Source organism: Sphingomonas phyllosphaerae, from assembly GCA_036946405.1.
GTDB lineage: Bacteria > Pseudomonadota > Alphaproteobacteria > Sphingomonadales > Sphingomonadaceae > Sphingomonas > Sphingomonas phyllosphaerae_D.
Map to the genome: position 1 here is coordinate 2170300 of JAQIJC010000001.1, position 21072 is coordinate 2191371.

29 protein-coding genes are annotated in these 21072 nt (G+C 67.9%); 13 read left to right on the forward strand and 16 right to left on the reverse strand.

What is annotated here, in order from left to right; translation table 11 throughout:
* Positions 1–49: 49 nt before the first annotated feature.
* Both PGN12_10305 and PGN12_10310 read right to left on the reverse strand, forming a co-directional pair.
* A complete protein-coding gene (locus PGN12_10305) occupies positions 50–1687 on the reverse strand; it encodes a Na+/H+ antiporter (GenBank protein ID MEH3104285.1) in 1638 nt (545 codons plus the stop codon).
* Positions 1688–1950: 263 nt separating this feature from the next.
* Entirely contained in the window at positions 1951–3138 is a 1188-nt protein-coding gene (locus PGN12_10310; protein ID MEH3104286.1) for a thiolase family protein, read from the reverse strand.
* Positions 3139–3217: 79 nt separating this feature from the next.
* On the opposite strand from PGN12_10310, the gene PGN12_10315 reads away from it, so the two are divergent.
* From PGN12_10315 to PGN12_10325, 3 genes are read left to right on the forward strand one after another with little or no spacing between them, the layout of a single operon-like run.
* Entirely contained in the window at positions 3218–3466 is a 249-nt protein-coding gene (locus PGN12_10315; protein ID MEH3104287.1) for a hypothetical protein, read from the forward strand.
* An 8-nt stretch (positions 3467–3474) separates the two neighbouring features.
* Positions 3475–4212 (forward strand): prepilin peptidase, encoded by a 738-nt coding sequence (locus tag PGN12_10320; GenBank protein ID MEH3104288.1) that lies wholly within the window; start codon positions 3475–3477, stop codon positions 4210–4212.
* A complete protein-coding gene (locus PGN12_10325; protein MEH3104289.1) occupies positions 4209–4640 on the forward strand; it encodes a hypothetical protein in 432 nt (143 codons plus the stop codon). Before PGN12_10320 ends, PGN12_10325 begins: the two co-directional genes overlap by 4 nt.
* Before the next feature lie 48 nt (positions 4641–4688).
* Here the strand turns inward: PGN12_10325 and PGN12_10330 are convergent, their stop codons facing one another.
* The gene (locus tag PGN12_10330; protein ID MEH3104290.1) at positions 4689–4847 is read right to left on the reverse strand and encodes a YdcH family protein; all 159 of its coding nucleotides are present in this window, start codon (positions 4845–4847) and stop codon (positions 4689–4691) included.
* 165 nt (positions 4848–5012) lie between these two features.
* Here PGN12_10330 and PGN12_10335 point away from each other — a divergent pair, with 165 nt between their 5' ends.
* Positions 5013–5222, forward strand: coding sequence for a DUF465 domain-containing protein (locus PGN12_10335; GenBank protein MEH3104291.1), 210 nt, complete (start codon positions 5013–5015; stop codon positions 5220–5222).
* Between the two features lie 97 nt (positions 5223–5319).
* On the forward strand, positions 5320–5781 hold the full coding sequence (locus tag PGN12_10340; protein MEH3104292.1) for a DUF1465 family protein: 462 nt from the start codon (positions 5320–5322) through the stop codon (positions 5779–5781).
* A 227-nt stretch (positions 5782–6008) separates the two neighbouring features.
* On the opposite strand, the gene PGN12_10345 is transcribed toward PGN12_10340, so the two are convergent.
* Together PGN12_10345 and PGN12_10350 are read right to left on the reverse strand one after the other, a co-directional pair.
* Positions 6009–6962 (reverse strand): nitronate monooxygenase family protein, encoded by a 954-nt coding sequence (locus PGN12_10345; protein ID MEH3104293.1) that lies wholly within the window; start codon positions 6960–6962, stop codon positions 6009–6011.
* Positions 6963–7137: 175 nt separating this feature from the next.
* The gene (locus tag PGN12_10350) at positions 7138–7662 is read right to left on the reverse strand and encodes a gamma carbonic anhydrase family protein (protein MEH3104294.1); all 525 of its coding nucleotides are present in this window, start codon (positions 7660–7662) and stop codon (positions 7138–7140) included.
* An 89-nt stretch (positions 7663–7751) separates the two neighbouring features.
* Between PGN12_10350 and PGN12_10355 the strand changes: the two genes are divergently transcribed.
* Complete coding sequence (locus tag PGN12_10355) at positions 7752–7919, forward strand: hypothetical protein (protein MEH3104295.1); 168 nt, start codon at positions 7752–7754, stop codon at positions 7917–7919.
* Positions 7920–7923: 4 nt separating this feature from the next.
* Here PGN12_10355 and PGN12_10360 read toward each other — a convergent pair whose 3' ends face one another.
* Positions 7924–9219: an MFS transporter gene (locus PGN12_10360; GenBank protein MEH3104296.1), complete on the reverse strand. Its 1296-nt coding sequence runs from the start codon at positions 9217–9219 to the stop codon at positions 7924–7926.
* 128 nt (positions 9220–9347) lie between these two features.
* Here PGN12_10360 and pgsA point away from each other — a divergent pair, with 128 nt between their 5' ends.
* The 3 genes from pgsA (at position 9348) to PGN12_10375 (ending at position 10697) form a co-directional block, all read left to right on the forward strand.
* Positions 9348–9914, forward strand: a complete 567-nt coding sequence (gene pgsA / locus PGN12_10365) for a CDP-diacylglycerol--glycerol-3-phosphate 3-phosphatidyltransferase (GenBank protein MEH3104297.1) — start codon at positions 9348–9350, stop codon at positions 9912–9914.
* Between the two features lie 103 nt (positions 9915–10017).
* Positions 10018–10269 (forward strand): molybdopterin converting factor subunit 1, encoded by a 252-nt coding sequence (gene moaD, locus PGN12_10370; protein MEH3104298.1) that lies wholly within the window; start codon positions 10018–10020, stop codon positions 10267–10269.
* The gene (locus PGN12_10375) at positions 10266–10697 is read left to right on the forward strand and encodes a molybdenum cofactor biosynthesis protein MoaE (GenBank protein ID MEH3104299.1); all 432 of its coding nucleotides are present in this window, start codon (positions 10266–10268) and stop codon (positions 10695–10697) included. Before moaD ends, PGN12_10375 begins: the two co-directional genes overlap by 4 nt.
* Here the strand turns inward: PGN12_10375 and PGN12_10380 are convergent, their stop codons facing one another.
* Positions 10698–11375, reverse strand: a complete 678-nt coding sequence (locus tag PGN12_10380) for a TonB family protein (protein MEH3104300.1) — start codon at positions 11373–11375, stop codon at positions 10698–10700.
* Between the two features lie 116 nt (positions 11376–11491).
* Positions 11492–12394, reverse strand: coding sequence for a hydrogen peroxide-inducible genes activator (locus tag PGN12_10385; protein MEH3104301.1), 903 nt, complete (start codon positions 12392–12394; stop codon positions 11492–11494).
* A gap of 153 nt (positions 12395–12547) precedes the next feature.
* Here PGN12_10385 and PGN12_10390 point away from each other — a divergent pair, with 153 nt between their 5' ends.
* On the forward strand, positions 12548–13093 hold the full coding sequence (locus PGN12_10390) for a peroxiredoxin (GenBank protein MEH3104302.1): 546 nt from the start codon (positions 12548–12550) through the stop codon (positions 13091–13093).
* Positions 13094–13250: 157 nt separating this feature from the next.
* A complete protein-coding gene (locus tag PGN12_10395) occupies positions 13251–13772 on the forward strand; it encodes a carboxymuconolactone decarboxylase family protein (protein MEH3104303.1) in 522 nt (173 codons plus the stop codon).
* Between the two features lie 127 nt (positions 13773–13899).
* Here PGN12_10395 and PGN12_10400 read toward each other — a convergent pair whose 3' ends face one another.
* Positions 13900–14670 carry a sulfite exporter TauE/SafE family protein gene (locus PGN12_10400; protein ID MEH3104304.1) on the reverse strand — a complete coding sequence of 257 codons (771 nt, stop codon included), beginning with the start codon at positions 14668–14670 and terminating at the stop codon, positions 13900–13902.
* Positions 14671–14826: 156 nt separating this feature from the next.
* Here PGN12_10400 and PGN12_10405 point away from each other — a divergent pair, with 156 nt between their 5' ends.
* Positions 14827–15519, forward strand: a complete 693-nt coding sequence (locus tag PGN12_10405) for a serine acetyltransferase (GenBank protein ID MEH3104305.1) — start codon at positions 14827–14829, stop codon at positions 15517–15519.
* The gene (locus PGN12_10410) at positions 15519–15863 is read left to right on the forward strand and encodes a DUF2794 domain-containing protein (protein MEH3104306.1); all 345 of its coding nucleotides are present in this window, start codon (positions 15519–15521) and stop codon (positions 15861–15863) included. The genes PGN12_10405 and PGN12_10410 overlap by 1 nt, the downstream gene beginning before the upstream one ends.
* A gap of 67 nt (positions 15864–15930) precedes the next feature.
* On the opposite strand, the gene PGN12_10415 is transcribed toward PGN12_10410, so the two are convergent.
* Genes PGN12_10415 through PGN12_10445 form a run of 7 tightly spaced genes read right to left on the reverse strand, consistent with a single transcriptional unit; the run spans position 15931 to position 21010 of the window.
* Entirely contained in the window at positions 15931–16728 is a 798-nt protein-coding gene (locus tag PGN12_10415) for an RNA methyltransferase (GenBank protein MEH3104307.1), read from the reverse strand.
* A 19-nt stretch (positions 16729–16747) separates the two neighbouring features.
* A complete protein-coding gene (locus PGN12_10420; GenBank protein MEH3104308.1) occupies positions 16748–17017 on the reverse strand; it encodes an HPr family phosphocarrier protein in 270 nt (89 codons plus the stop codon).
* Positions 17014–17421, reverse strand: coding sequence for a PTS sugar transporter subunit IIA (locus PGN12_10425; protein ID MEH3104309.1), 408 nt, complete (start codon positions 17419–17421; stop codon positions 17014–17016). Before PGN12_10425 ends, PGN12_10420 begins: the two co-directional genes overlap by 4 nt.
* Before the next feature lie 29 nt (positions 17422–17450).
* Positions 17451–18347 (reverse strand): RNase adapter RapZ, encoded by an 897-nt coding sequence (gene rapZ / locus PGN12_10430; protein MEH3104310.1) that lies wholly within the window; start codon positions 18345–18347, stop codon positions 17451–17453.
* Positions 18344–18775 (reverse strand): HPr kinase/phosphatase C-terminal domain-containing protein, encoded by a 432-nt coding sequence (locus PGN12_10435; GenBank protein MEH3104311.1) that lies wholly within the window; start codon positions 18773–18775, stop codon positions 18344–18346. The genes rapZ and PGN12_10435 overlap by 4 nt, the downstream gene beginning before the upstream one ends.
* Complete coding sequence (locus PGN12_10440) at positions 18772–20337, reverse strand: stimulus-sensing domain-containing protein (GenBank protein MEH3104312.1); 1566 nt, start codon at positions 20335–20337, stop codon at positions 18772–18774. The genes PGN12_10435 and PGN12_10440 overlap by 4 nt, the downstream gene beginning before the upstream one ends.
* Positions 20306–21010, reverse strand: a complete 705-nt coding sequence (locus tag PGN12_10445; protein ID MEH3104313.1) for a response regulator transcription factor — start codon at positions 21008–21010, stop codon at positions 20306–20308. The genes PGN12_10440 and PGN12_10445 overlap by 32 nt, the downstream gene beginning before the upstream one ends.
* Positions 21011–21072 lie beyond the last annotated feature (62 nt).

Consider the following 21072-nt stretch of genomic DNA (forward strand, 5'->3'; position numbering starts at 1 on the left):
GGTAAGAAGCGGGGTCCCGGGTCAAGCCCGGGACGACGGGGCGCTTTCGTCAGCCCCGCAGCCGGCCCTCCAGTAGGTCCAGCTCGCGGGTCAGCTTGCGGCCGGTTTCGCTGCCGATCGCACGGGCGCGTTCCAGTCGGAACACCTCTTCGCGCTCCGCACGGATCGCCGCCAGTCGCAACACGCGGTCGATACGCTCGTTCTGCTGGATCACCGCCAATTCGGGCTCGCCGTCGACGCGGACGCGGATGCGCTCGCGGTACAGGTCCATGATCCGCGTCGCCGCCTCGGCAAAGACGTCGGCGTCGTCGCGGTCGCGCGAGAGGTCGTGCTGCGCGCCGTCGACCGCGCGGATCGCGGCGCGCGCCGCGGCGACGCGCGCGCGGTTTTCCTCGCCCTGCTTCGACGGTTCGGGGGGCAGCGCAAGCCCACGCAGCACCAGCGGCAACCCGATGCTCGCGGCGACCAGCGAGACGATGATGACCCCGGCGGCGAGTGCGATCGCGAGGTCGCGCGCGGGGAAGGGCGATCCGTCGCTCAGCGCAAGCGGCAGCGTCAGCACGCCCGCCAGCGTGATGACCCCGCGTACTCCGGCGAGCGACATCGCCGCGAACACCCGCCAGTCCGGGCTGCGCAACGGCGAGTCGTCGACACCGCGGCGCAGCACGGTCAGCCGGAACGACACCCACACCCAGAGGAAGCGCAGCCCGGCGAGCACCGCGACGATCGCCAGCACATACAGCGCCAGCCACCACGGATTGTCGTGGTTGGTGAGCCGCACCGTCTCGCGCGCGCCGGCGAGGATCACCGGCAGTTGTTCACCGAGCAGCACGAAAATGATGCCGTTGAGCGCGAACTGGATCGTGTCCCACACCGAATTGCGCCGCATCCGCGTGGCCGGGAGCGCTTGGCGCGACAATTCGGCGAAAGTCATCGTCACCCCGGCGGCGACGACCGCGAGGATCCCCGAGGCGTGGACGTGCTCGGCGGCGATATAGGCGATGAACGGGATCAGCAGGCTGACCAGCACCTGCGACCCCGTATCCTCGCCGAAGCGGCGCGACACCCACGCCTTGGCGCGCGTGATCGCCAGCGTGGTCACGACGCCGATCGCGATCCCGGCGGCGGCAAGCCATACGAAGCTGCCGGCGGCATCGGCGAGCGAGAAGGCGCCGGTGAGCGCCGCGGCGATCGCGAAACGCAGGCAGACGAGGCCGGAGGCGTCGTTGAGCAGCGCCTCGCCCTCGAGGATGTGCATCATCCGGCGCGGGATCGGGACGCGCGCGGCAATCGCCGATACCGCGATCGGATCGGTCGGCGACACGACCGCGGCAAGCGCGAACGACACCGCGAGCGGCATTGCCGGGATCAGCCAGTCGATGAAGAAGCCGACCCCGACGACGGTGGTCAGGACCAGCCCCAGCGCCAGCTCGACGACCACCGGCACGTCCTTCAGCAATTCGTCCTTCGGGATGCGCCAGCCGTCGATGAACAGCAGCGGGGGCAGGAAGACGAGGAGGAAAAGCTCCGGATCGAGCGTCACCCGCAGGTTTGCCGCCATGCCGATCGCTGCGCCGAAGGCGATCTGGACCAGGGGAGCGGGGATGTTGATCGGCAGGATGCGCGCGATCGCGCCGCTGATGACGACGGCAAACAACAACAACAGAACGATCGAGACGACTTCCAAGGCGCGCAGCCTCCTTCGGCATGGGGATGAGGAGGGGATCGCCGGAAGTGGCGCCGGGCGCAACCGTTCAGGGCGCTGATCCGGGTCGCTGCAATGATTTGTCTTGGGGAGGGCGAGCCGTCCCAAGGAGGTATCCGTCGTCCCGGACCTGATCCGGGACCCCGCTTCTACCTTGGCGTCGACAAAGGAAGCGGGGCCCCGGGTCAAGCCCGGGGCGACGAAGGGAGGGCGCGCCGCGACGACAAGGTTCAGCCCGCGGAAACTCAGTTCATCAGTTCGACGGCCATCGCCACGCCTTCACCGCCGCCGATGCACAAAGAGGCGACGCCGCGCTTCTGGCCGGTCGTCTGCAACCCGCCGAGCAAGGTGGCGAGGATGCGGGCGCCCGACGCGCCGATCGGATGGCCGAGCGCGCAGGCACCGCCGTTGATGTTGAGTTTCTCGTGATCGAGCGCGAGTTCCTGCATCGCGACCATCGCGACACAGGCGAACGCCTCATTGACCTCCCACAGATCGACATCGCCGACCGACCAGCCGGCCTTCTCGAGCGCCTTGCGCATCGCGGGCACCGGGGCGGTGGTGAAGCGCGCCGGGGCGTGCGCGTGCGCGGCGTGGCTGACGATCCGCGCGACCGGCGTGATGCCGAGCTTCTCGGCGACCGACAGGCGGGTCAGCACCAGCGCCGCGGCGCCGTCGGAGATCGACGAGGCGTTGGCGGCGGTGACGGTGCCGTCCTTGCCGAAGGCGGGGCGCAGCGACGGGATCTTGGCGGGATCGCTCTTGGTCGGCTGTTCGTCGGTCGCGACGGTGACGGTCCCTTTGCGGCCCTTGACCTCGACCGGGACGATCTCGCGATCGAACGCACCCGACGCTTGCGCCTTCTGTGCGCGGGTCAGCGAGGCGATCGCGAATTCGTCCTGCGCCTCGCGGGTGAACTGATAGTCGCGTGCGGTGTCGTCGGCGAACACGCCCATCGCGGTGCCTGACTGATAGGCATCCTCGAGCCCGTCGAGCGCCATGTGATCGAACAGCCGGTCATGCCCGAAGCGCGCGCCGCCGCGATGCGCCTTCGACAGATACGGCGCGTTGGTCATGCTCTCCATGCCGCCCGCGACCAGCAGGTCGATCGAGCCCGCACCCAGCGCCTCGGCACCGAGGATCGCCGCCTGCATTCCCGAGCCGCAGACCTTGTTGAGCGTCGTCGCCTCGACATGCTCGCCGAGCCCGGCGTTGATCGCGGCCTGTCGCGCTGGCGCCTGTCCGACACCCGCCGACAGGACGTTGCCCATGTAGATGCGCTCGATCGCGGCGGCGTCGACACTGGCGCGTTCGACCGCGGCCTTCACCGCCGCAGCGCCGAGTTCGCTGGCCGACAAGGCGGCGAGACTGCCCTGCATCGAGCCCATCGGGGTGCGCGCATAGGACAGGATGACGATGGGGTCGGTAGCCATGATTCCGCGGTTCCTCGCTTGATCTCGATCGGCATGTAAGCGCTCGTCCGGCAGGGCGCAAACGACTACGCACGCCGTCATGCACGCCATCGACGAAGCGCTGAAATGGTATGCGGCGCTCAGCGGGATCGCGGCCGCGTTCATGGTATCGCTCGACAATGGACGACGGGTGACCGGATGGGGCATGGCGATCTTCGTCACCTCGTCGATCGCGTGGATCACCGGCGCATGGCTGACCGGCGACGAACCACTGGGTGTGCAGAATGGCGTCTTGCTCGGCATCAACAGCTTCGGCGTATATCGATACCTGATTCGCAAGCAGGGCTGAGACGGTGGATGTGGGTGCTCGGGTTGGGCGTGCTGGGCGCCGTGATCGGCAGCTTCCTCGCAACGATCGCGCTGCGCTGGCCGCAGGAGCGATCGGTCGTGCACGGGCGATCGGCGTGCGACGGTTGCGGGCGAACGCTGCGCGCCAGTGAGCTGATACCGTTATTGTCGTGGCTTTTCGCCCGCGGACGGTGCCGGACGTGCGGGGCGCGGATCGATGCGCTGCATCCGCTGATCGAGCTGGGGTGCGCGCTGGTCGGTGTGGCGGCGGCGATCGCGGCGCCGGGGCCGGCGGCACTGGCCGGCGCGGCGTTCGGATGGTTGCTGCTGCTGCTCGCCGTCATGGATGCGAGGGACTTCTGGCTTCCCGATCCGCTGGTCGCGGCGCTGGCGCTGGTCGCGGCGGCGGGCGCGTGGCTTGCGCCGCCCACGCCCGGCGAACGCCTGATCGGCGGTATTGGCGGCTTCGTGCTGCTGTGGCTGGTCGGTGCGGGGTATCGGCGGTGGCGCGGCCGCGAGGGGCTGGGCGGCGGTGATCCGAAATTGTTCGGCGCGATCGGGCTTGCGCTGGGCTGGCGGATGTTGCCGACGGTGCTGCTGGTCGCGGGATTGGTCGGGCTTGGCTGGGTGGTCGTTCAACGGTCGCGCGGGCGGACGATCGCCGCCGACGATGCCGTGCCGCTCGGCACGCTGCTCGCGATCGCGGCTTACCCGGCGTGGCTGCTCATGGTAGGGCTGGTGGCATGATGTTCGCGTTTCTGCTGATGGCGGCGCAGGCGGCTGCGCCCGCGTCCGGCATCGATGGCTTGCCAATCGGCGCGCTGCCCCAACAGGCGCTGCCCGCACGCGGCTGTGCTGCTTATCTCTTCTCGACGGGGACGACGCGGGTGCTCGCGGCGATGGCGACGGCCGACCCGGCGACGCTGCGGATCTCGATCGACGGCAAGGTGATCGACCTGCCGCGGACGGGCGCGACCGGGGCGGCAACCCTCGGCCTGAATGCCGAGAACGTCTATCGCAGCGGCGACATCGTTGCGACAATGCAAATGACTGTGGAGATGCGTCAGAACCTGACCGCCGGAGCGGCGGTGCCGGTGGCTACCCTGCGGCTGGATCGCGAGGGTCGTGATACGTTGGTGGTGCCGCTCGCCGGGCTGATCGGCTGCGCGGGATAGGGCAAAGCGCCCGGCGGAACGTGTCCACCGGGCGCCACCTTGCTCCGCTTAGTGCGAGGAGGTGATTTCCTCCTTCAACCGTAGTTTCTGCTTCTTCAGATCCGCAAGCACGATCGTATCGGGCACGGGACGTTGCGACTCGGCGGCGATGCGCTGGTCGATCGTCGCATGCTTGGCCTCGAGGGCCGAGATGTGCGCAGTCTGCATGGCAGTCTCCTTCGTGGTTGAGAGGGAAACGAAGGAAATCACGAAATGGGACATATGTCCCGTGACTTTTGCTTGCACACGATCATCTGCGACTTTCGTACGACAGGTCGCGCCACACGGGCGCGGCGGCTATGCAGGCGCGACTCAGGCGTCGGGAGTGCCGGGATGAACGACAGGGGCGAAGATGCCGAGGTGGAACGCCGCGTGGAGATGCTGCGCGTGGAGCATCGCGACCTCGATGCGGCGATCGCCGCGTTGGCGGGCGGCGGTTCGTCGGACCAGTTGCAATTGATGCGGCTGAAGAAGCGCAAGCTGCGGCTTCGCGATGAGATCGCGGCGCTGGAAGATCAGCTGATCCCCGACATCATCGCCTGACCAACCAGTCGGAACTGGCGCGTTTCGGGACGGTTCGTCCCTGGCGATGCGATAAACGCGCTTGGCGGGGTGCCGACGGCCATGGCATTGAAATATCATGGCCGAACATGCGCATGATCCCCGCCTGCAACGCCGCCTGGTCGATTCCTTCTATACGGAGGCGATGGTGCTGGCGGATGAGGCGCGCCATTATTTCGACGAAGGCGGGCGGGCCGAGCGTGAGGCATTGCCGCCGATGGAGCGCGTGGCGTTCAGTTGTGAATCGCTGAAGGTGACGACGCGATTGATGCACGTCATCTCGTGGTTGCTGACGCAGCGCGCGATCGCTGCCGGCGAATTGCCGGAAAACTGGGCGCTCGATCCGGCGCAGCGGCTGGGTGTGGCGGCGACCACCGATGTCGAGCTACTGGCACGCTTTCCTGCGCAGGCGCGCGGGCTGATCTGGAGCAGCGTCGACCTGCACCGCCGGGTCGCGCTGCTGGATACCGCGCTGGCGGGAGAGGCGCCGATGGTCAGCCCGGCGCGCTCGATGCTCGACCGGTTGGCGACGGCGTTCTAGGTTGTTGATCCATCCAAGCTGACGTGGAGCCGTCATCCGTCATGCCGGACGTGTTCCGGCATCCACCGTTCCGCCGGCAAACGGGCGATTGCCCTTGCGGGACGGTGGACCCCGGAAGACGTCCGGGGTGACGGTGGGAGATGGTTCAGGCGGGATCGATCACACCCTCGGTCTTCCGCCCGTCGCCCGGATCGGCGTCGGCGCAGGGATGGTCGCGGCTGTCCGGATCACGCCAGCAACCGCTTACGCGCGGCGCGATATTCGGCAGCCAGTCGTGCGATGCGCTCGGCGGCGGAGACGATCGTGTCGATCGCGCCGATCCCCTGGCCCGAGCCCCAAATGTCGCGCCACGCCTTGGCCGCGCCGCCCGACGCGAAACTCATCGTCTTGAGGTCGCCGTGCGGAAGGTTGTCGGGATCGAGCCCGGCCGCGACGATCGAGCTGCGCAGGTAATTGCCGTGCACGCCGGTGAACAGGTCCGAATAGACGATGTCGGCCGCGCGTCCCTCGACGATCGCCTGCTTGTAGCGTTCATCGGCATTCGCCTCGTGCGTCGCGATGAAGGCCGAGCCGACATAGGCGAAGTCCGCCCCCATCGCCTGCGCCGCCAGCACCGCATCGCCGCTGGCGATCGCACCCGACAGGGCGAGCGGACCATTGAACCAGCTGCGAATTTCCTGCACGAGCGCGAAGGGCGAGAGCCGGCCGGCGTGGCCGCCGGCGCCCGCTGCGACCGCGATCAGTCCATCCGCGCCCTTTTCGATCGCCTTGCGCGCGAAGCGATCGTCGATGACGTCGTGGAGCGTGATTCCGCCCCATGCGTGCACCGCCTGATTGAGTTCCTCGCGCGCGCCGAGCGAGGTGATCGTGATCGGCACCTTCCATTTGGCGCAGACCGCGAGATCGGCCTCCAGCCGGTCGTTGGACTTGTGGACGATCTGGTTGACTGCGAACGGTGCGGCGGGGGATTCGGGATGCGCGCGGTCGTGCGCGGCGAGTTCCTCGGTGATGCGGTGGAGCCATTCGTCGAGCATCGCCGCGGGGCGCGCGTTGAGCGCGGGGAACGATCCGACGATCCCCGCCTGGCACTGCGCGATCACCAGATCCGGGTTGGAGATGATGAACAGCGGCGACCCGATCACGGGGAGACGCAGGCGCGACAGGAGCGGGGGGATCGACATGCCCGGGGTTATGTGGGGCGGGCAGGAGTGTGGCAAGATTGACGCCACGTCAGGTGGCGCGGGTTTTTTCTACACCGTCCTTCCCGCGCAGGCGGGAATCCAGAACATCTGACGCCGTGACTCTTGCGAAGACCTGCGCGTCTGGATCCCCGCCTGCGCGGGGATGACGGGGTCGTCACTCCACCCGCTCCAGCCCCTCGGCCGCCGCGCGCGCATTCTCCACATAATGCGCCGCCGACAGCCGCAGCCCCGCGACCGTCGCATCATCCAGCTCGCGCACGACGCGCGCCGGGCTGCCGACGATCAGCGAGCGCGGCGGGAAGACCTTGCCTTCGGTGACCAGCGCGCCCGCGCCGACGATGCAGTCCGCGCCGATCACCGCGCGGTTGAGGACGATCGCGCCCATGCCGATCAGCGTCCGGTCACCGATCGTGCAGCCGTGCAGCACCGCATGATGGCCGATCGTGCATTCGGTGCCGATCGTCAGCGGCGCGCCGGGGTCCGAATGGAGCATCGCGCCCTCCTGCACGTTGCTGCGCGCGCCGACCGCGATCGTGGTATTGTCGCCGCGGATCACCGCGCCGAACCAGACGCCGACCTCCTCGCCGAGCACCACGTCGCCGATCACGTCGGCACTCGGCGCGACCCAGGCGGAGGCGGCGCGGGTGGGGCGTTGTCCCTTGAAGGCATAGAGCGGCATCGCTTCGTTCCCCGGTTGTCCCGTCGCGACACATGGACCGCGACAGGGGATGGTGGCCGAATATGTAAACGGCGCGTTAAGAGATCGCTATGCAACGCCGACTGGTCCTGACGAACGAGGGTGCGCGACACCCCTTCCGCCGCACCCTTCCGCCGCCCCCGGCGCAGCAGGCGACGAAGCCGGGCGATCAGGACGTGCGCCTGTTCCTGCTCAGCTTCGGTGCCTTCTTCATCACCTTCTCGACGCTGTTCTTCTAGGCGGTCAATCGCAGGCGCGATGCAGCCGCTGCGCGATCAGCGCCGAGATCACGCACATCCCGACGACCACCAGCAACAGCTGGGAGGGCGTGACGCCCAGCGCGGTGATCCCCGCCACCGCGACCGAACCGAACGTCATCGCCCCGGCATTGACGACGTTGTTGGCGGCGACCGTCCGCGCGGTATGGTCCTTAGTCACGGTGGTGGTCAGGAACGCGTAGAGCGGCACCACGAACATCCCGCCGAAGATCGCGACGCCGAGCAGCGCGAGCAGCACCAGCACCGCATGGGGTTGCCGGATGAAGCTGGCCATGTCGAACAAATGGCCCTCCGGCGCGGGAGTCCACAGCCCGACGACCCACCAGAAGGCGAGCACCGCCAGCCCCATCGCGATCACCGAGGCGGGCGAGAAGCGCGCGGAAATTCGCCCGCGCAGCATCAGGTTGATGACCACCGACCCGATCGCGACCCCGATCGAGAACACCGCGAGCACGAGGCTGGCGACGCTGGCATCGGCGGTCAGGACGTTCTTGACCAGCGGCGGGAAGACGATGATGAGCACCGAGCCGATCGTCCAGAAGAAGCTGATCGCGCAGATCGCGAGGAACAGTCGCGGGATATGCATCGTCTCGGCGATCAATCGCCATGAGGCGCGGATCGGATTATAGTCGAGCACCAGCTTCGGTCCGAGCCGCGGCGCAGGCGGCACCGCACGCGCCGTCAGCCAGCCGAGCAGCGCGACCCCGAGCGTCAGCGCGGTGACGAGCAACGGCGACTTGTAGACGAAGCCGGCGAGGATCGTGCCGAGCAGGATCGAAAGATACGTCCCGGCCTCGACCAGCCCGGTGCCGCCGAGCACATCGTCCTCATCGAGATGCTGCGGCAGGATCGCATATTTGATCGGGCCGAAGAACGTCGAATGCACGCCGAGCCCGGTGACCGCAGCGAGCATCAGCACGAGCGGAAGCGTCACCGCGCCGGTGCGCGCGAGCATCAGCCCGGCACCGCCGACGCCCATGATGGCGATCTCGACCGTCTTTACCAGCCGGATGATCCGCGCCTTGTCGCTCGAATCGGCGAGCTGGCCCGACAGCGCGGACAGCACGAAGAACGGCAGGATGAACAGCGCCGCGGTCAACGCGTTGAAGAAACTCTCCTGCGTCTCGTCGGCGAAGATCTCATAGGTGGCGAACAGCACCATCGAGGTCTTGAAGAGATTGTCGTTGAAGGCGCCGAGAAACTGCGTGGTGAACAGCGGCAGGAAACGCCGCCGCTTGAGAAGCCCGAGGGCATTGATCATGACGCGGGACCCGGCCCCCGGATTGTTGGCAATTCGCCGAGCCATAGCCGCTGCCCCGCCGCGATCCAACGGCGATTTTCGGTCGACGGGCGCTTGCGCTGTCCGCGCCGCGGGTCCACGTCGCACCCATGCTGTCCCTGCCCAACATCCTGACGCTGTCGCGGATCGTCGCGGTGCCGCTGCTGGTGGCGTTCCTCTGGTGGCCGAGCTGGCGGTTCGGGTTCGGGGTCGCGTTCGGCCTCTATTGCCTGATGGGCGTCACCGATTATTTCGACGGTTATCTCGCGCGCGCGCAGGGTACGGTGTCGAAGCTGGGCGTGTTCCTCGATCCGATCGCCGACAAGATCATGGTCGCCGCGGTGATCCTGATGCTGGTCGGCACGCGTCACGACGACGTTGCGGCGATCACCGGCGTGCATATCATCGCGGCATTGGTGATCCTGCTGCGCGAGATCGCGGTCAGCGGCTTGCGCGAGTTCCTCGCCGGATTGCAGGTGTCGCTCCCGGTATCGCGACTGGCGAAGTGGAAGACGACGTTGCAGCTCGTCTCGCTGGGCGGTCTGATCCTGTCGGGTGCGCTGCCCGGCGAGGCGTGGATCAAGGTCGTGAGCCTCGCCAGCCTGTGGGGGGCGGCCGCGCTGACGATCGTCACCGGCTGGGATTATTTGCGGGTTGGCCTGAAGCACATGGATTGAGCCTCTCCTTTCGCTTCGAGCCGCCGTCGAGCGTCGTCGAGGCGGCATGTCGAGAAGGTGCAGGGCGGGACAACCTCTCGACGGACGGGTTAGTGGGACGACGATGAAACTACTCTATTTCGCTTGGGTGCGCGAACGGATCGGCCTTGCCGAGGAAGACGTGACCCCGCCGGCCGACGTCGCCACCGTCGCCGATCTGGTCGCGTGGCTTGCGCCGCGCAGCGCCGGCCATGCCGCCGCCTTCGCCGATCCGGCGCGGCTGCGTGCGGCGGTCGATCAGGCGTTCGTGCCCTTGGACACGCCGGTGGCAGGCGCGCGTGAGGTGGCGATCTTCCCGCCGGTGACGGGCGGATGATCCGTGTGCTCGTCTCACGCGAACCGATCGACATCGCGGGCGAGTTCGCGCGCGTGGAGCAGGGCGGGGCGGTAGCGACCTTTACCGGTCTGGTGCGCGCCGACGATGGCGTCGCGACGCTGGAGCTGGAACATTATCCCGGCGCCACCGAGGCAGCGCTGACGCGGCTCGCCGAAGAGGCGCGCGCGCGCTGGTCGCTGACCGCGGCGACGATCGTCCACCGGGTCGGCCCGATGACGCCCGGCGAGCGGATCGTGTTCGTCGGTACCTGTTCGGCGCATCGTGCCGCCGCGCTCGACGCCTGCGCGTTCCTGATCGATCGGCTCAAGACCGATGCGCCGTTCTGGAAGCGTGAGACGGTCGACGGCGCATCGCGCTGGGTGGAGGCGCGCGCCGCCGACGATCATGCGGCGGCGCGCTGGACGTGATTACCGCGGCAGCTGCCACCGGATGCGATCGGTGAAGGTCGCGGCGACCGGCGTCCCGGCATCGTCGCGCGCGGGGGTGAAGCGCGCGCGGCGCTGATAGAGCCGGCACGTCGCCTGATCGAGCGACGCATGGCCGCTCGACGCGGTGACGCTGCACGAGTCGATCCGCCCGTCCGCGTTGATCCGCAACGAAATGCCAACCACGCCTTCCTCCTCGGCGCGGATCGCCGACGGCGGGTAATCGTCCGTCGTGATCCAGTCGTTGCGATTGCCCCGGGCGAGCACGCCGCTTGCCTTGCTGACCGTCGCGGGCTGCGTCGCGGGCTGGTCGACGGTCACGCCGTCGTTCCCGGACGCAAGCGGCGGAAGCGGTGGCGTGTCGACGAGCACGAAGGTGTTGGTGCTCTGCTGCGACGGGGCGATCGGCGTGACGGTGACGCGTGGCGTGGCGACGCTGCTCTGTTGCGGTGTCACCTTTTCCAGCTTGGGCGGGGTGATGTCGGGCGGCGGAGGCGTTTCGATCGGGATGTTGGTGGTGATGAACGGCTTCGACACCGAGTGCACGAAGTCGGCGGCCATGCCGCTGATGAAGACATAGCCGATCAGCCCGTGGATCGCGGCGACGCCCGCGATCGTGGTGAGACGCCGTGAATTGTCGATCCGATTTGCGTAAGCCATGCGACCAACCTCCCGACCGGAGGCGCCACGACGGACAAAGTGCCCGGCGAACGACGAGCTCCAGAAAACGAAGCTGCGCCGATTGCGACTGCGCGTCAATCGCGACGATGACCCATTCAGGCGGCGGCCTTCAGCACCTCGCCGAGCAGATGGAAGTCGCGTTCACGCGGCGAGGCGCGACGCCAGACCAGCGCCAGCGTGCGGACCGGCGCGGCGGCGTCGAGCGGGCGCGCGACGACCTTGGTATGATCGAGGATGCCCGCATCGAGCGCGATCTTGGGAAGCATCGTCACGCCCAGGCCATTGTCGACCATCTGCACCATCGTGTGCAGCGACGTGCCGAGCATCGTCGCCTCCGCACGCAGCTCGGCACGGTTGCACGCCGCCAGCGCATGTTCCTTGAGGCAATGCCCGTCCTCGAGCAGCAGCAGTCGCGTCTCATCGATCTCTTCCGGGCGGACCGCGGCGAGGCCGGCGGGCATCTCGCCCTCGGGAAAGGCGAGGAACAAGTGATCGTCGAACAGCTTGAGCACCGTCACTTCGCCACACGAATAGGGCAGGGCGAGCAGCACGCAATCGGTGCGGCCGTTGTGCAGCGCCTCGCATGCCGGGCCGCTCGGCTCCTCCCGCAGATACAGTTTCAGGTCGGGATAGTCGCGCCGCAGCCGCGGCAGGATGCGCGGGAGCAGGAAGGGCGCGATCGTCGGAATGACGCTCAGCCGCATCTCGCCCGACAGGGGACGCCCGGCGGCGCGCGCGAGATCGCCGAGTTCCTCCGCCTCGCGCAGCACGACCCGCGCCTTGGCGGCGATCTGCTCGCCGAGCGGCGTGAAGCGCACGACGCGGCGCGTCCGCTCGACCAGCGTGACGCCGATCAGCGTCTCCAATTCACGCAACCCCGCTGAAAGCGTCGACTGCGTCACGAAACACGCCTCCGCCGCCCGGCCGAAATGGCCGTGATCCTTGAGCGCGACCAGATACTGCAATTGTTTCAACGTCGGCAGATAGGTCGCCGCCATTCATCGTCTCCACCGATCACTGCGCGTGGAATAGACGATTTGTTCGATTACGCGAAGCCCCCTATATCGCTTTCGCAACGAGAGGCGGCGCGATGACGCAACCCCGGCAGAGAGGATGGCTGGAACTCCGCATTCTATTCAAAGGAGCCAGACATGCTGACCATCGGCGACATCTTCCCCGCCATCACCGTCCCCGTCCAGCAGGGCACCAGCGCGCTCCCCAACGGTGAGACGCTCGACCTGACCACCGCCTATCCGGGCAAGTGGAAGGTGCTGTTCTACTGGCCGAAGGACTTCACCTTCGTCTGCCCGACCGAGATCGTCGGCTACAGCCAGATCAAGGGTGACTTCGAGGATCGCGACGCGGTGCTGATCGGCGCCTCGACCGACACCGCGCACGTCCATCTCGCGTGGCGCAAGTCGGACCCGGATCTCGCCGCAGCCGACTTCCCGTGGCTGGCGGACAATGGCCGCACGCTGGCCGACGCGCTGGGCATCGTCGACAAGAACGAGCATGTCGCGTTCCGCGCGACGTTCATCGTCGATCCGGACAACGTCATCCAGGCGGTGCAGGTCAACGGGCTGAACGTCGGCCGCAACCCGGCCGAGACGCTGCGCGTGCTCGACGCGCTGCAGACCGACGAGCTGTGCCCGTGCAACTGGAACAAGGGCGACGACGTCCTGCAGGTCGCGGCCTGAGTTACCCGGGGGTGGGGCCGATCGGTCCCGCCCTCTTTCTCTAAAGAAATCGCCCGCCCGTCATTGCGAGCGCAGCGAAGCAATCCAGAGCGTCACGCGCTGGGCTCTGGATTGCTTCGCTGCGCTCGCAATGACGGGTCGTGGTCGGAGACATGACATGGCTCTCAAGGAATTCGCGGGCACGTTGCCCGATTTCGCCAAGGACATCCGCCTCAACGTCGGCTCGCTGCTGAACGAGACGGTGCTCAACGACCAGCGCAAATATGGCACGTTGCTCGCCTGCGCGCATGGCTCGGGCTACAAGCCGTTGGTTGAGGCGACCGAAGCCGAGATCGCCGACAAGCTGTCGCCCGAGGCGGCGACCGCGGCGCGTGCGGCTGCGGCGGTGATGGCGATGAACAACGTCTATTACCGCTTCACGCACCTCGCCAGCAACGAGGAATATGCCCGGATGCCGGCCAAGCTGCGCATGAACGTGATCGGCGCGCCGGGGATCGACAAGGTCGATTTCGAGCTGTTCAGCCTCGCGGTCAGCGCGATGAACGGCTGCGGCATGTGCATCGACAGCCATGAGCAGGTGCTCAAGAAGGCTGGCGTCACCGCCGAGATGATCCAGACCGCCGCGCGCATCGCCTCGGTGATGAAGGCGGTCGCGACGGTCCACGCGGTCAGCGCGTAACGTCACTCCCGTCATCCCCGCGAAGGCGGGGATCCAGAAGCGCGAACGTCGCGGCTCTTGCGAGCACCTGCGTGTCTGGATTCCCGCCTTCGCGGGAATGACGGCGGTGACGCATGTCGCCGCCCGGCTACATCAGCACCGCGCGGACGAAGCCGTAGGTGCTGGTGATCGTCAGCACCGTGCCGACCATCACCAGCATGATCTTCATCGGAATGCGCTTGGCGAAGAACGCGCCGAGCGGTGCGGCGAACACGCCGCCGATCAGCAGGCCGACCGTCGCGGTCGCGAAATCCTTGACGCCCAGATGATAGATGAAGGTCGCCGAGACGACCGCGGTCAGGAAGAACTCGACCGCGCTGACCGTGCCGACCACCTTGCGCGGCTCGACGCCCTGCACCAGCAGGTTGGAGGTGACGATCGGCCCCCAGCCGCCGCCGCCCGCCGCGTCCATGAACCCGCCGAGCAGCCCAAGCGGTTCGACCACCTTGGGCTTGCTGACCTTCGGCGGGAACATCAGCCCGCGGACGAGCAGATAGATGCCGATGATGACCAGATAGGCGAGCACGAACGGCTTCACGACCGCGCCGTCGATATTGGTCAGGACATAGGCACCCGCCACGCCGCCGATCACGCCGGGGATCAGCAGCCGCAGGAACAGCCCCTTGTCGATGTTGCCGGTGATCGCATGGCTGATCCCGGAGATCGCGGTGGTGAAGGTTTCGACGATATGGACGTTGGCCGACGCCCGCGCCGGCGGGAGGCCCATCACGGCGACGAGCAAGGTGTTGCAGATGACTCCAAAGGCCATGCCGAGCGCGCCATCGACGAGCTGCGCACCGAAACCGACCGCGATGAACGGCCAAAGTGCGGAAAAATCGAGTTGCGTCAGCGCCTGCATCCGGTCTCCCCAGCACGATCGGAAAGGATCGCGCAGCCTTCATCGGTCATATCCCATAATGGCGATAGGAAAATCCGGTTTCTCGCTCGATAGCGCTGCTTATGGAAACCGGCGCGGCGACGCTCTATCTTGCGGCGAAGACCAAAGGGGACGCGGATGTCGCGACTGACCAAGTATCTGGATTCCATCCGCGCGCGCGATCCGGCGCCGCATTCGCGGCTCGAGGTGCTGACCTATCCGGGCGTGTGGGCACTGGCGTGGCATCGTGTCGCCAACCGGCTGTATCGCGCAGGTTTCTACTTGCCGGCGCGGATCGTGAACCATGTCTCGCGCGCGCTGACGGCGATCGACATCCACCCCGGCGCGACGATCGGGCGCAATTTCTTCATCGATCACGGATTCGTGGTGATCGGCGAAACCGCGGAGATCGGGGACGACGTCACCATCTATCAATGCGTGACGCTGGGCGGGACCAGTCCCGACAACGGCGTGGCGGGCAAGCGGCATCCGACGATCGCCGATGGTGCGATCATCGGTTCGGGCGCGCAGGTGCTGGGGCCGATCACGGTCGGGCCGCGCGCACGCGTCGGCGCGAACGCGGTCGTGACGCGCGACGTGCCGGCGGGCGCGGTGATGGTCGGGATCCCGGCGCGCCCGACCGTCGTCGAGGGGGGAGCGGCCCCGGAACCGCGCTTCGTCCCCTATGGCACGCCGTGTCGCGAGATGTTCGATCCGGCGACGCAGCGCGTCGAGTCGCTGCGCTGCGAGCTGGAGGCGATGAAGAAGCGGCTGGACGCGCTGATTGCCGAGCAAGAGCCCGCCGACGGAGCGGAGCGCGATCGCGCCTGATGGGGATCGTCACGCCCTTTCCGGCCGGGGCCGGCCAGCCGCGGCAGGTCGCCTTCGATCGGGCCGAGCTGATGCGGATCCTCGACCTGTATGGCCGCATGGTCGCCGCCGGCCACTGGCGCGACTATGCGCTCGACCTGGGGCGCGACGCGGCGGTGTTTTCGGCCTTTCGCCGCGCCACCGAACGTCCCGAGTTCCGCGTCGAGAAACGCCCGGCCTTGCGCAACCGGCAAGGCATGTGGGCGCTGGTCGGCGAGGCGGGGCAGGTGGTGCGGCGCGGGCATGAGCTTGGCCCGGTGCTCGCGCCGGTCGAGCGGCGGTTGATGAAGCTGGTCGAGGAATAATCGCCGCCACGCCGACTGGTGCGGAACGGCGGAGGGCGACCGCGCGTCGGCCTGCACCGTCATCCACTCACCGGTGCCGCGCGAGCACCTCATAGGCCATCACCGCGGTCGCGACCGCCGCATTGAGGCTATCCGCCTTGCCGAGCATCGGCATCTTCACCAGCAGGTCGCACTCGGCCTCATATTCGTCCGGAAGCCCTTGCGCCTCGTTGCCGGTCAGCAGGAAGGTCGGCGTAGCATAAGGCGCGTCGCGGTAATTGTTTTCGGTCTGCAAACTCAGCCCGACCAGCTGCCCCGGCCCCTCGCGCAGCCACGACAGGAATTCGGGCCAGATCACGCGCACGATCGGCACCGTGAACAGCGCCCCCATGCTCGCGCGCACCGCCTCGGTGGAGAACGGATCGACGCATTCGTCGACGAGGATCAGCGCCCCTGCGCCGACCGCATCGCCGGTGCGCAGGATCGTGCCAAGATTGCCGGGATCGCGCAGCCGCTCGGCGACCAGCCAGATCGGTGCGGCGCTGCGGTCGAGCGCATCGAGCGTCGTCTCGAACGTGTCGAAGACGCCGACCACCGCTTGCGGATTGTCCTTGCCCGATAGTTTCGAAAGGATGTCCGGCGTCGTCTCGACCGCCTCGCCGTAATCCGCCTCGACCGCATCGATCAACGCACGCACCAGCGGATGCCCGGCGCTGGCCGCCGCGAAGAACAGGATGCGCGGAATGCGCCCGGTTTCCAGCGCTTCGGTCAGGATGCGCAGCCCCTCGGCGAGGAACAGCCCGTCCTCGCGGCGATGGCGCTTGTCGCGCAGCGCCTGCACGCGCTTGACCAACGGATTGGAGAAGGAGGTAATGACTTTCGGCATAAGCGACGATGGCGGAGGATCAGTCCTCGCCGAACTTGCCCTCGACCAGCGCGCACATCGTCTCGACCACGCCCTCGGCCTGCTCGCCCTCGGCAGAGATGGTGATATGGTCGCCCTTGGCGGCGCCGAGCATCATCAGCCCCATGATCGACGTCCCGATCACTTCCGACTCGCCCTTTGCGACCTTCACCGGCGCGGGCTGTCCGCTGGCGAGCGTCACGAACTTGGCGCTGGCGCGCGCGTGCAGTCCGCGGCGGTTGGTGACCTCGACGGTGCGCGACACCGTCATGCCGCGGCCTCGCCCAGCACCTCGGACGCGACCGAGATGTATTTACGCCCCGCCTCGCGCGCGGCCGCGACCGCCGCGACGACGGTCATCGCCTTGCGCGCCGATTCAAGCCGGATCAGCATCGGCAGGTTGATCCCCGCGATCACCTCGACGCGACCGCGTTCCATCAGCGAGATCGCGAGATTGGAGGGGGTGCCGCCGAACAGGTCGGTCAGCACGATCACGCCGCGGCCCTCATCGACCTCGGCAATGGTCGCAGCGATATCGGCGCGGCGCGCCTCCATATCGTCCTCCGGCCCGATCGCGACGGTGCGCACCTGCCGCTGCGGGCCGACGACATGCTCCATCGCGACGACGAATTCGTCGGCAAGACGCCCGTGGGTGACGAGCACCAAACCGATCACTGGCCCCGACATTTGCTTCGACAATCCGTTCATTGACCGTGTGGGCGTCCCTCGAGCGCATCCTGCGGGGCCGCCGCAAGGTCCCGATGCACGATGGTGGGGCATAATCCCGCATCACGCAACCGTCCAGCGATCCGCTCCGCGACGTGAACCGAGCGGTGCTTGCCACCGGTGCAGCCGATCGCGACGGTGACATAGGGCTTTCCTTCGGCGCGATACCGCGGCAGCAACAGCAGCAACAGGTCCTCGATCCGTCCGACCGCTTCTTCATAGGCCGGATCGGCGGCGATATAGGCCGCCACCGCCGGGTCTTGTCCCGTATGGGGACGAAGTGCCGGATCCCAATGGGGATTCCGCAGGAAGCGCATGTCGAACACCATATCGACACCCGCCGGGATGCCGCGCGCGAAGCCGAACGACTCGATCGTCAGCGTCGTGCCGACCCCGGCGTCGCGCGTGAACATCTCGCGTACCTGCTGCGCCAGCGTGTTGGCCTTGAACGTCGTCGTGTCGATCAGCCGGTTGGCACGCTCGCGCAGCGGGGCCAACAGCCGCCGCTCGCGCTGGATGCCCTCGACGGCGGGGCGATCGTCGGCGAGCGGGTGGCGGCGGCGCGTCTCGGCGAAGCGCCGCGTCAACTCCTCGCCCGAACAATCGAGGAACAGCATCCCGACATTGTCGCCGCGCTGGCGCAATTCCTCGAAGCGGCGCAGCGCAGTGTCGGCGTCGAAGTTGCGCGTCCGCGTGCCGAAACCGATCGCGAGCGGGCGCGGCGTCTCGTCCGGATCGGTCGGGGGGGCCACGACGCGCGGCAACAGTGACAAGGGGACGTTGTCGATCGTCTCCCAGCCGAGGTCCTCCAGCGTCTTCAACACCGTCGACACGCCCGCCCCGGCCATGCCGGTCACCAGCAGCACCTCGTTCATCGCTCGCCCCCTTCGCCCGGCGGTTGTTCTGCCAACGCCCATTCGACCTTGATCGGCGCGGACGGCCAGCGCGGATCGATCACGACCTCGGGGATGGTGACGCCGTCGATCACGATCGTGCGCGGCTCTGGCATCCGCTCGTCTTCGCCGGCGAGCACGACCGCGAGCGACACCGAGATCGCGGGGCGGGCGGGGCGCGCGACGATCCCGATCCCGCGCACCTCCATCCGGCCCGCGATCGTCGCCGGGGACCGGGCGATCAACATGCCATCTTCTTGTGAGAGCAGTGTATAATCATCGGAAACCAGAACGGCGCCACGGTCGATCAGTCGCATCGCCAGATCGCTTTTGCCGGCGCCCGACGGGCCGGTCAGCAGCACGCCGCGCGTGCCGATCGCGACGCAGGTCGCGTGGATCGTCGCGGTCACGCGCGCGCCGCCAGCGGCAGCCGCACCACGAAGCGCGCGCCGCTCAGCCGGTCCTCGCGCGATTCGACCCCGATCTCGCCCTGGTGCGCCTCGACGATCGTCCGCGCGATCGCCAGACCCAGCCCGGAATGCTGACCGAACGTCTCCTGCGCCGGGCGCACCGAATGAAAACGGCGGAAGATCGTCTCGCGCGCTTCCTCGGGAACACCGGGGCCTTCGTCCTCGACCCGGACCTCCAGCATCGAGCGATCGCGACGCGCCGCGATCGTCACCGTGCCACCCTCGGGCGAGAAGGAGATCGCATTGTCGATCAGATTGGCGAACACGCGCTCCAGCCGCGCGCCTTCGCCGGCCACGACCAGATCGTCGTCGAGCGGATCGAAACGCACGCGCACGTCGTGTGCGGGGCCACGTGCCTCGCGGTCGGCGACCATCGCCGCCAGCATCGCTGCGACATCGACCGGCTCGAACGTCGCGCGGCTCAATTGCGCGTCGAGCCGGGATGCCTCGGAGATATCGCTGATGAGCCGGTCGAGCCGATGGACGTCGTCGTTGACGATCGCAAGCAATCTGGCGCGCAGTTCCGGCTGCTCGACACGGCTGAGCGCATCGGTCGCGGAGCGGAGCGAGGCAAGCGGGTTCTTCAGTTCGTGCGTCACGTCGGCCGCGAACGCCTCGGTGGCATCGATCCGCGCGCGCAGCGCCAGCGTCATGTCGGACAGCGCGCGCGCCAGCATCCCGATCTCGTCGCGGCGCTCGGGCAGTCGCGGCACCGTCACCTCACGTGCGCGCCCCAGCCGCACGCGCACCGCCGCGCGCGCCAGCAGCCGCAACGGCACCACGATCGTCCGGGCCAGGAACAGCGACAGCCCGATCGAGATGACGCTCGCCACCAGCACCACTACGCTCAGCCGGTAGCGCTCGGCGCGCACCCGCTCGGTCACGTCGCGCGCGTTGACCGCGGTCAGCAGCGCCAACCCGTCGCCCAGCGGTGCCGCGGCGGTGATGACCGGGGTGCGATCGGGGGCGCGCCACAAGGTCTGCGCGCTGGCCGCGCCCGCAAACACCGTCCGCACGTCGGGCCAGCGCCGCCCGTCACGCTGCTCGCGATAGCCGGGCGCGAGCGGCGCGCGGACGATCCGGTCGATCGCGGCGTCGAGCCAGCGCGCGCTGCGCCGCGCGATCGGATCATCGTCGGGATCGTCGAGCCGAAAATTGGCGACCCCCAGCGCGCGGCTGTCCGCCAGCAGCGCGCCGCCGCGATCGTACAGCCGCACCCGCGTGCCCGTCTCGCGCGCCAGCCGCGCGATCGTCGCGTCGCGCGCGTCCCGTGCGATCGGCGCCAGCGCCTCGGTCATCAACCGCACCTCGCGCCCCGCCTGTGTCGAGCGCTGGTCGAGGATTCGGCTGCGGAACGACTCGAGATAGAAGAACCCGCCGGCCAGCAACAGCAGCGCGAGGACGTTGACCGCGAGGATACGCGGCGTGAGCGAGACCTTGCCCGACCACGCGCGTGCCTGCTCGGCAGCGTCACTCCTCCGAAAAGCGGTAGCCGGCGCCATACAGCGTCTCGATCGAATCGAAGGCGGGGTCGGCTTCGCGGAACTTGCGGCGCACACGCTTGATATGGCTGTCGATCGTGCGATCGTCGACGTAGATGTCGTCCTGATAGGCCGCATCCATCAACTGGTTGCGCGTCTTCACGATACCGGGCCGCTGCGCGAGCGTCTCGAGGATCAGGAATTCGGTCACGGTCAACGTCACCGGCTTGCCGTCCCACGTGACGCGGTGCCGCGCCGGGTCCATCACCAGCCGTCCGCGCTCGATCGGTCCCTGCGTCTCGCTCTCGCCCTCCGCGCCCGCCTGCGCCGGCTCGGTGCGGCGCAGGATCGCGCGGATCCGCGCGATCAGCAGCCGCTGGCTGAACGGCTTGGCGATATAATCGTCGGCGCCCATCGCGAGACCCAGCGCCTCGTCCAGCTCGTCGTCCTTGCTGGTCAGGAAGATCACCGGCAGCCGGCTCTTCTCGCGCAGCCGCCGCAGCAGTTCCAGCCCGTCCATCTTCGGCATCTTGATGTCGAAGATCGCGAGATCGGGCGGGTTGTCGGTCAGCGCCTTCAGCGCCGCTTCGCCGTCCGAATACAGCCGGGTCAGGAATCCCTCGGCCTGCAGCGCGATCGACACCGAGGTCAGGATGTTGCGATCGTCGTCGACCAGCGCGATCGTGGCGGTCATGGATTGGTCCCGGTCATCACGCGCGCAGGGGTAAGCCAAAGCGCGACGCCGCTCAATCACAA

Bases quoted from the DNA above. Each gene is read 5' to 3' on its own strand.
- PGN12_10310 (MEH3104286.1), bottom strand. From the start codon at position 3,138: ATGGCTACCGACCCCATCGTCATCCTGTCCTATGCGCGCACCCCGATG.
- PGN12_10315 (MEH3104287.1), top strand. From the start codon at position 3,218: ATGCACGCCATCGACGAAGCGCTGAAATGGTATGCGGCGCTCAGCGGG.
- PGN12_10320 (MEH3104288.1), top strand. From the start codon at position 3,475: ATGTGGGTGCTCGGGTTGGGCGTGCTGGGCGCCGTGATCGGCAGCTTC.
- PGN12_10325 (MEH3104289.1), top strand. From the start codon at position 4,209: ATGATGTTCGCGTTTCTGCTGATGGCGGCGCAGGCGGCTGCGCCCGCG.
- PGN12_10330 (MEH3104290.1), bottom strand. From the start codon at position 4,847: ATGCAGACTGCGCACATCTCGGCCCTCGAGGCCAAGCATGCGACGATC.
- PGN12_10335 (MEH3104291.1), top strand. From the start codon at position 5,013: ATGAACGACAGGGGCGAAGATGCCGAGGTGGAACGCCGCGTGGAGATG.
- PGN12_10340 (MEH3104292.1), top strand. From the start codon at position 5,320: ATGGCCGAACATGCGCATGATCCCCGCCTGCAACGCCGCCTGGTCGAT.
- PGN12_10345 (MEH3104293.1), bottom strand. From the start codon at position 6,962: ATGTCGATCCCCCCGCTCCTGTCGCGCCTGCGTCTCCCCGTGATCGGG.
- PGN12_10350 (MEH3104294.1), bottom strand. From the start codon at position 7,662: ATGCCGCTCTATGCCTTCAAGGGACAACGCCCCACCCGCGCCGCCTCC.
- PGN12_10355 (MEH3104295.1), top strand. From the start codon at position 7,752: ATGCAACGCCGACTGGTCCTGACGAACGAGGGTGCGCGACACCCCTTC.
- PGN12_10360 (MEH3104296.1), bottom strand. From the start codon at position 9,219: ATGATCAATGCCCTCGGGCTTCTCAAGCGGCGGCGTTTCCTGCCGCTG.
- pgsA (MEH3104297.1), top strand. From the start codon at position 9,348: ATGCTGTCCCTGCCCAACATCCTGACGCTGTCGCGGATCGTCGCGGTG.
- moaD (MEH3104298.1), top strand. From the start codon at position 10,018: ATGAAACTACTCTATTTCGCTTGGGTGCGCGAACGGATCGGCCTTGCC.
- PGN12_10375 (MEH3104299.1), top strand. From the start codon at position 10,266: ATGATCCGTGTGCTCGTCTCACGCGAACCGATCGACATCGCGGGCGAG.
- PGN12_10380 (MEH3104300.1), bottom strand. From the start codon at position 11,375: ATGGCTTACGCAAATCGGATCGACAATTCACGGCGTCTCACCACGATC.
- PGN12_10385 (MEH3104301.1), bottom strand. From the start codon at position 12,394: ATGGCGGCGACCTATCTGCCGACGTTGAAACAATTGCAGTATCTGGTC.
- PGN12_10390 (MEH3104302.1), top strand. From the start codon at position 12,548: ATGCTGACCATCGGCGACATCTTCCCCGCCATCACCGTCCCCGTCCAG.
- PGN12_10395 (MEH3104303.1), top strand. From the start codon at position 13,251: ATGGCTCTCAAGGAATTCGCGGGCACGTTGCCCGATTTCGCCAAGGAC.
- PGN12_10400 (MEH3104304.1), bottom strand. From the start codon at position 14,670: ATGCAGGCGCTGACGCAACTCGATTTTTCCGCACTTTGGCCGTTCATC.
- PGN12_10405 (MEH3104305.1), top strand. From the start codon at position 14,827: ATGTCGCGACTGACCAAGTATCTGGATTCCATCCGCGCGCGCGATCCG.
- PGN12_10410 (MEH3104306.1), top strand. From the start codon at position 15,519: ATGGGGATCGTCACGCCCTTTCCGGCCGGGGCCGGCCAGCCGCGGCAG.
- PGN12_10415 (MEH3104307.1), bottom strand. From the start codon at position 16,728: ATGCCGAAAGTCATTACCTCCTTCTCCAATCCGTTGGTCAAGCGCGTG.
- PGN12_10420 (MEH3104308.1), bottom strand. From the start codon at position 17,017: ATGACGGTGTCGCGCACCGTCGAGGTCACCAACCGCCGCGGACTGCAC.
- rapZ (MEH3104310.1), bottom strand. From the start codon at position 18,347: ATGAACGAGGTGCTGCTGGTGACCGGCATGGCCGGGGCGGGCGTGTCG.
- PGN12_10440 (MEH3104312.1), bottom strand. From the start codon at position 20,337: ATGGCGCCGGCTACCGCTTTTCGGAGGAGTGACGCTGCCGAGCAGGCA.
- PGN12_10445 (MEH3104313.1), bottom strand. From the start codon at position 21,010: ATGACCGCCACGATCGCGCTGGTCGACGACGATCGCAACATCCTGACC.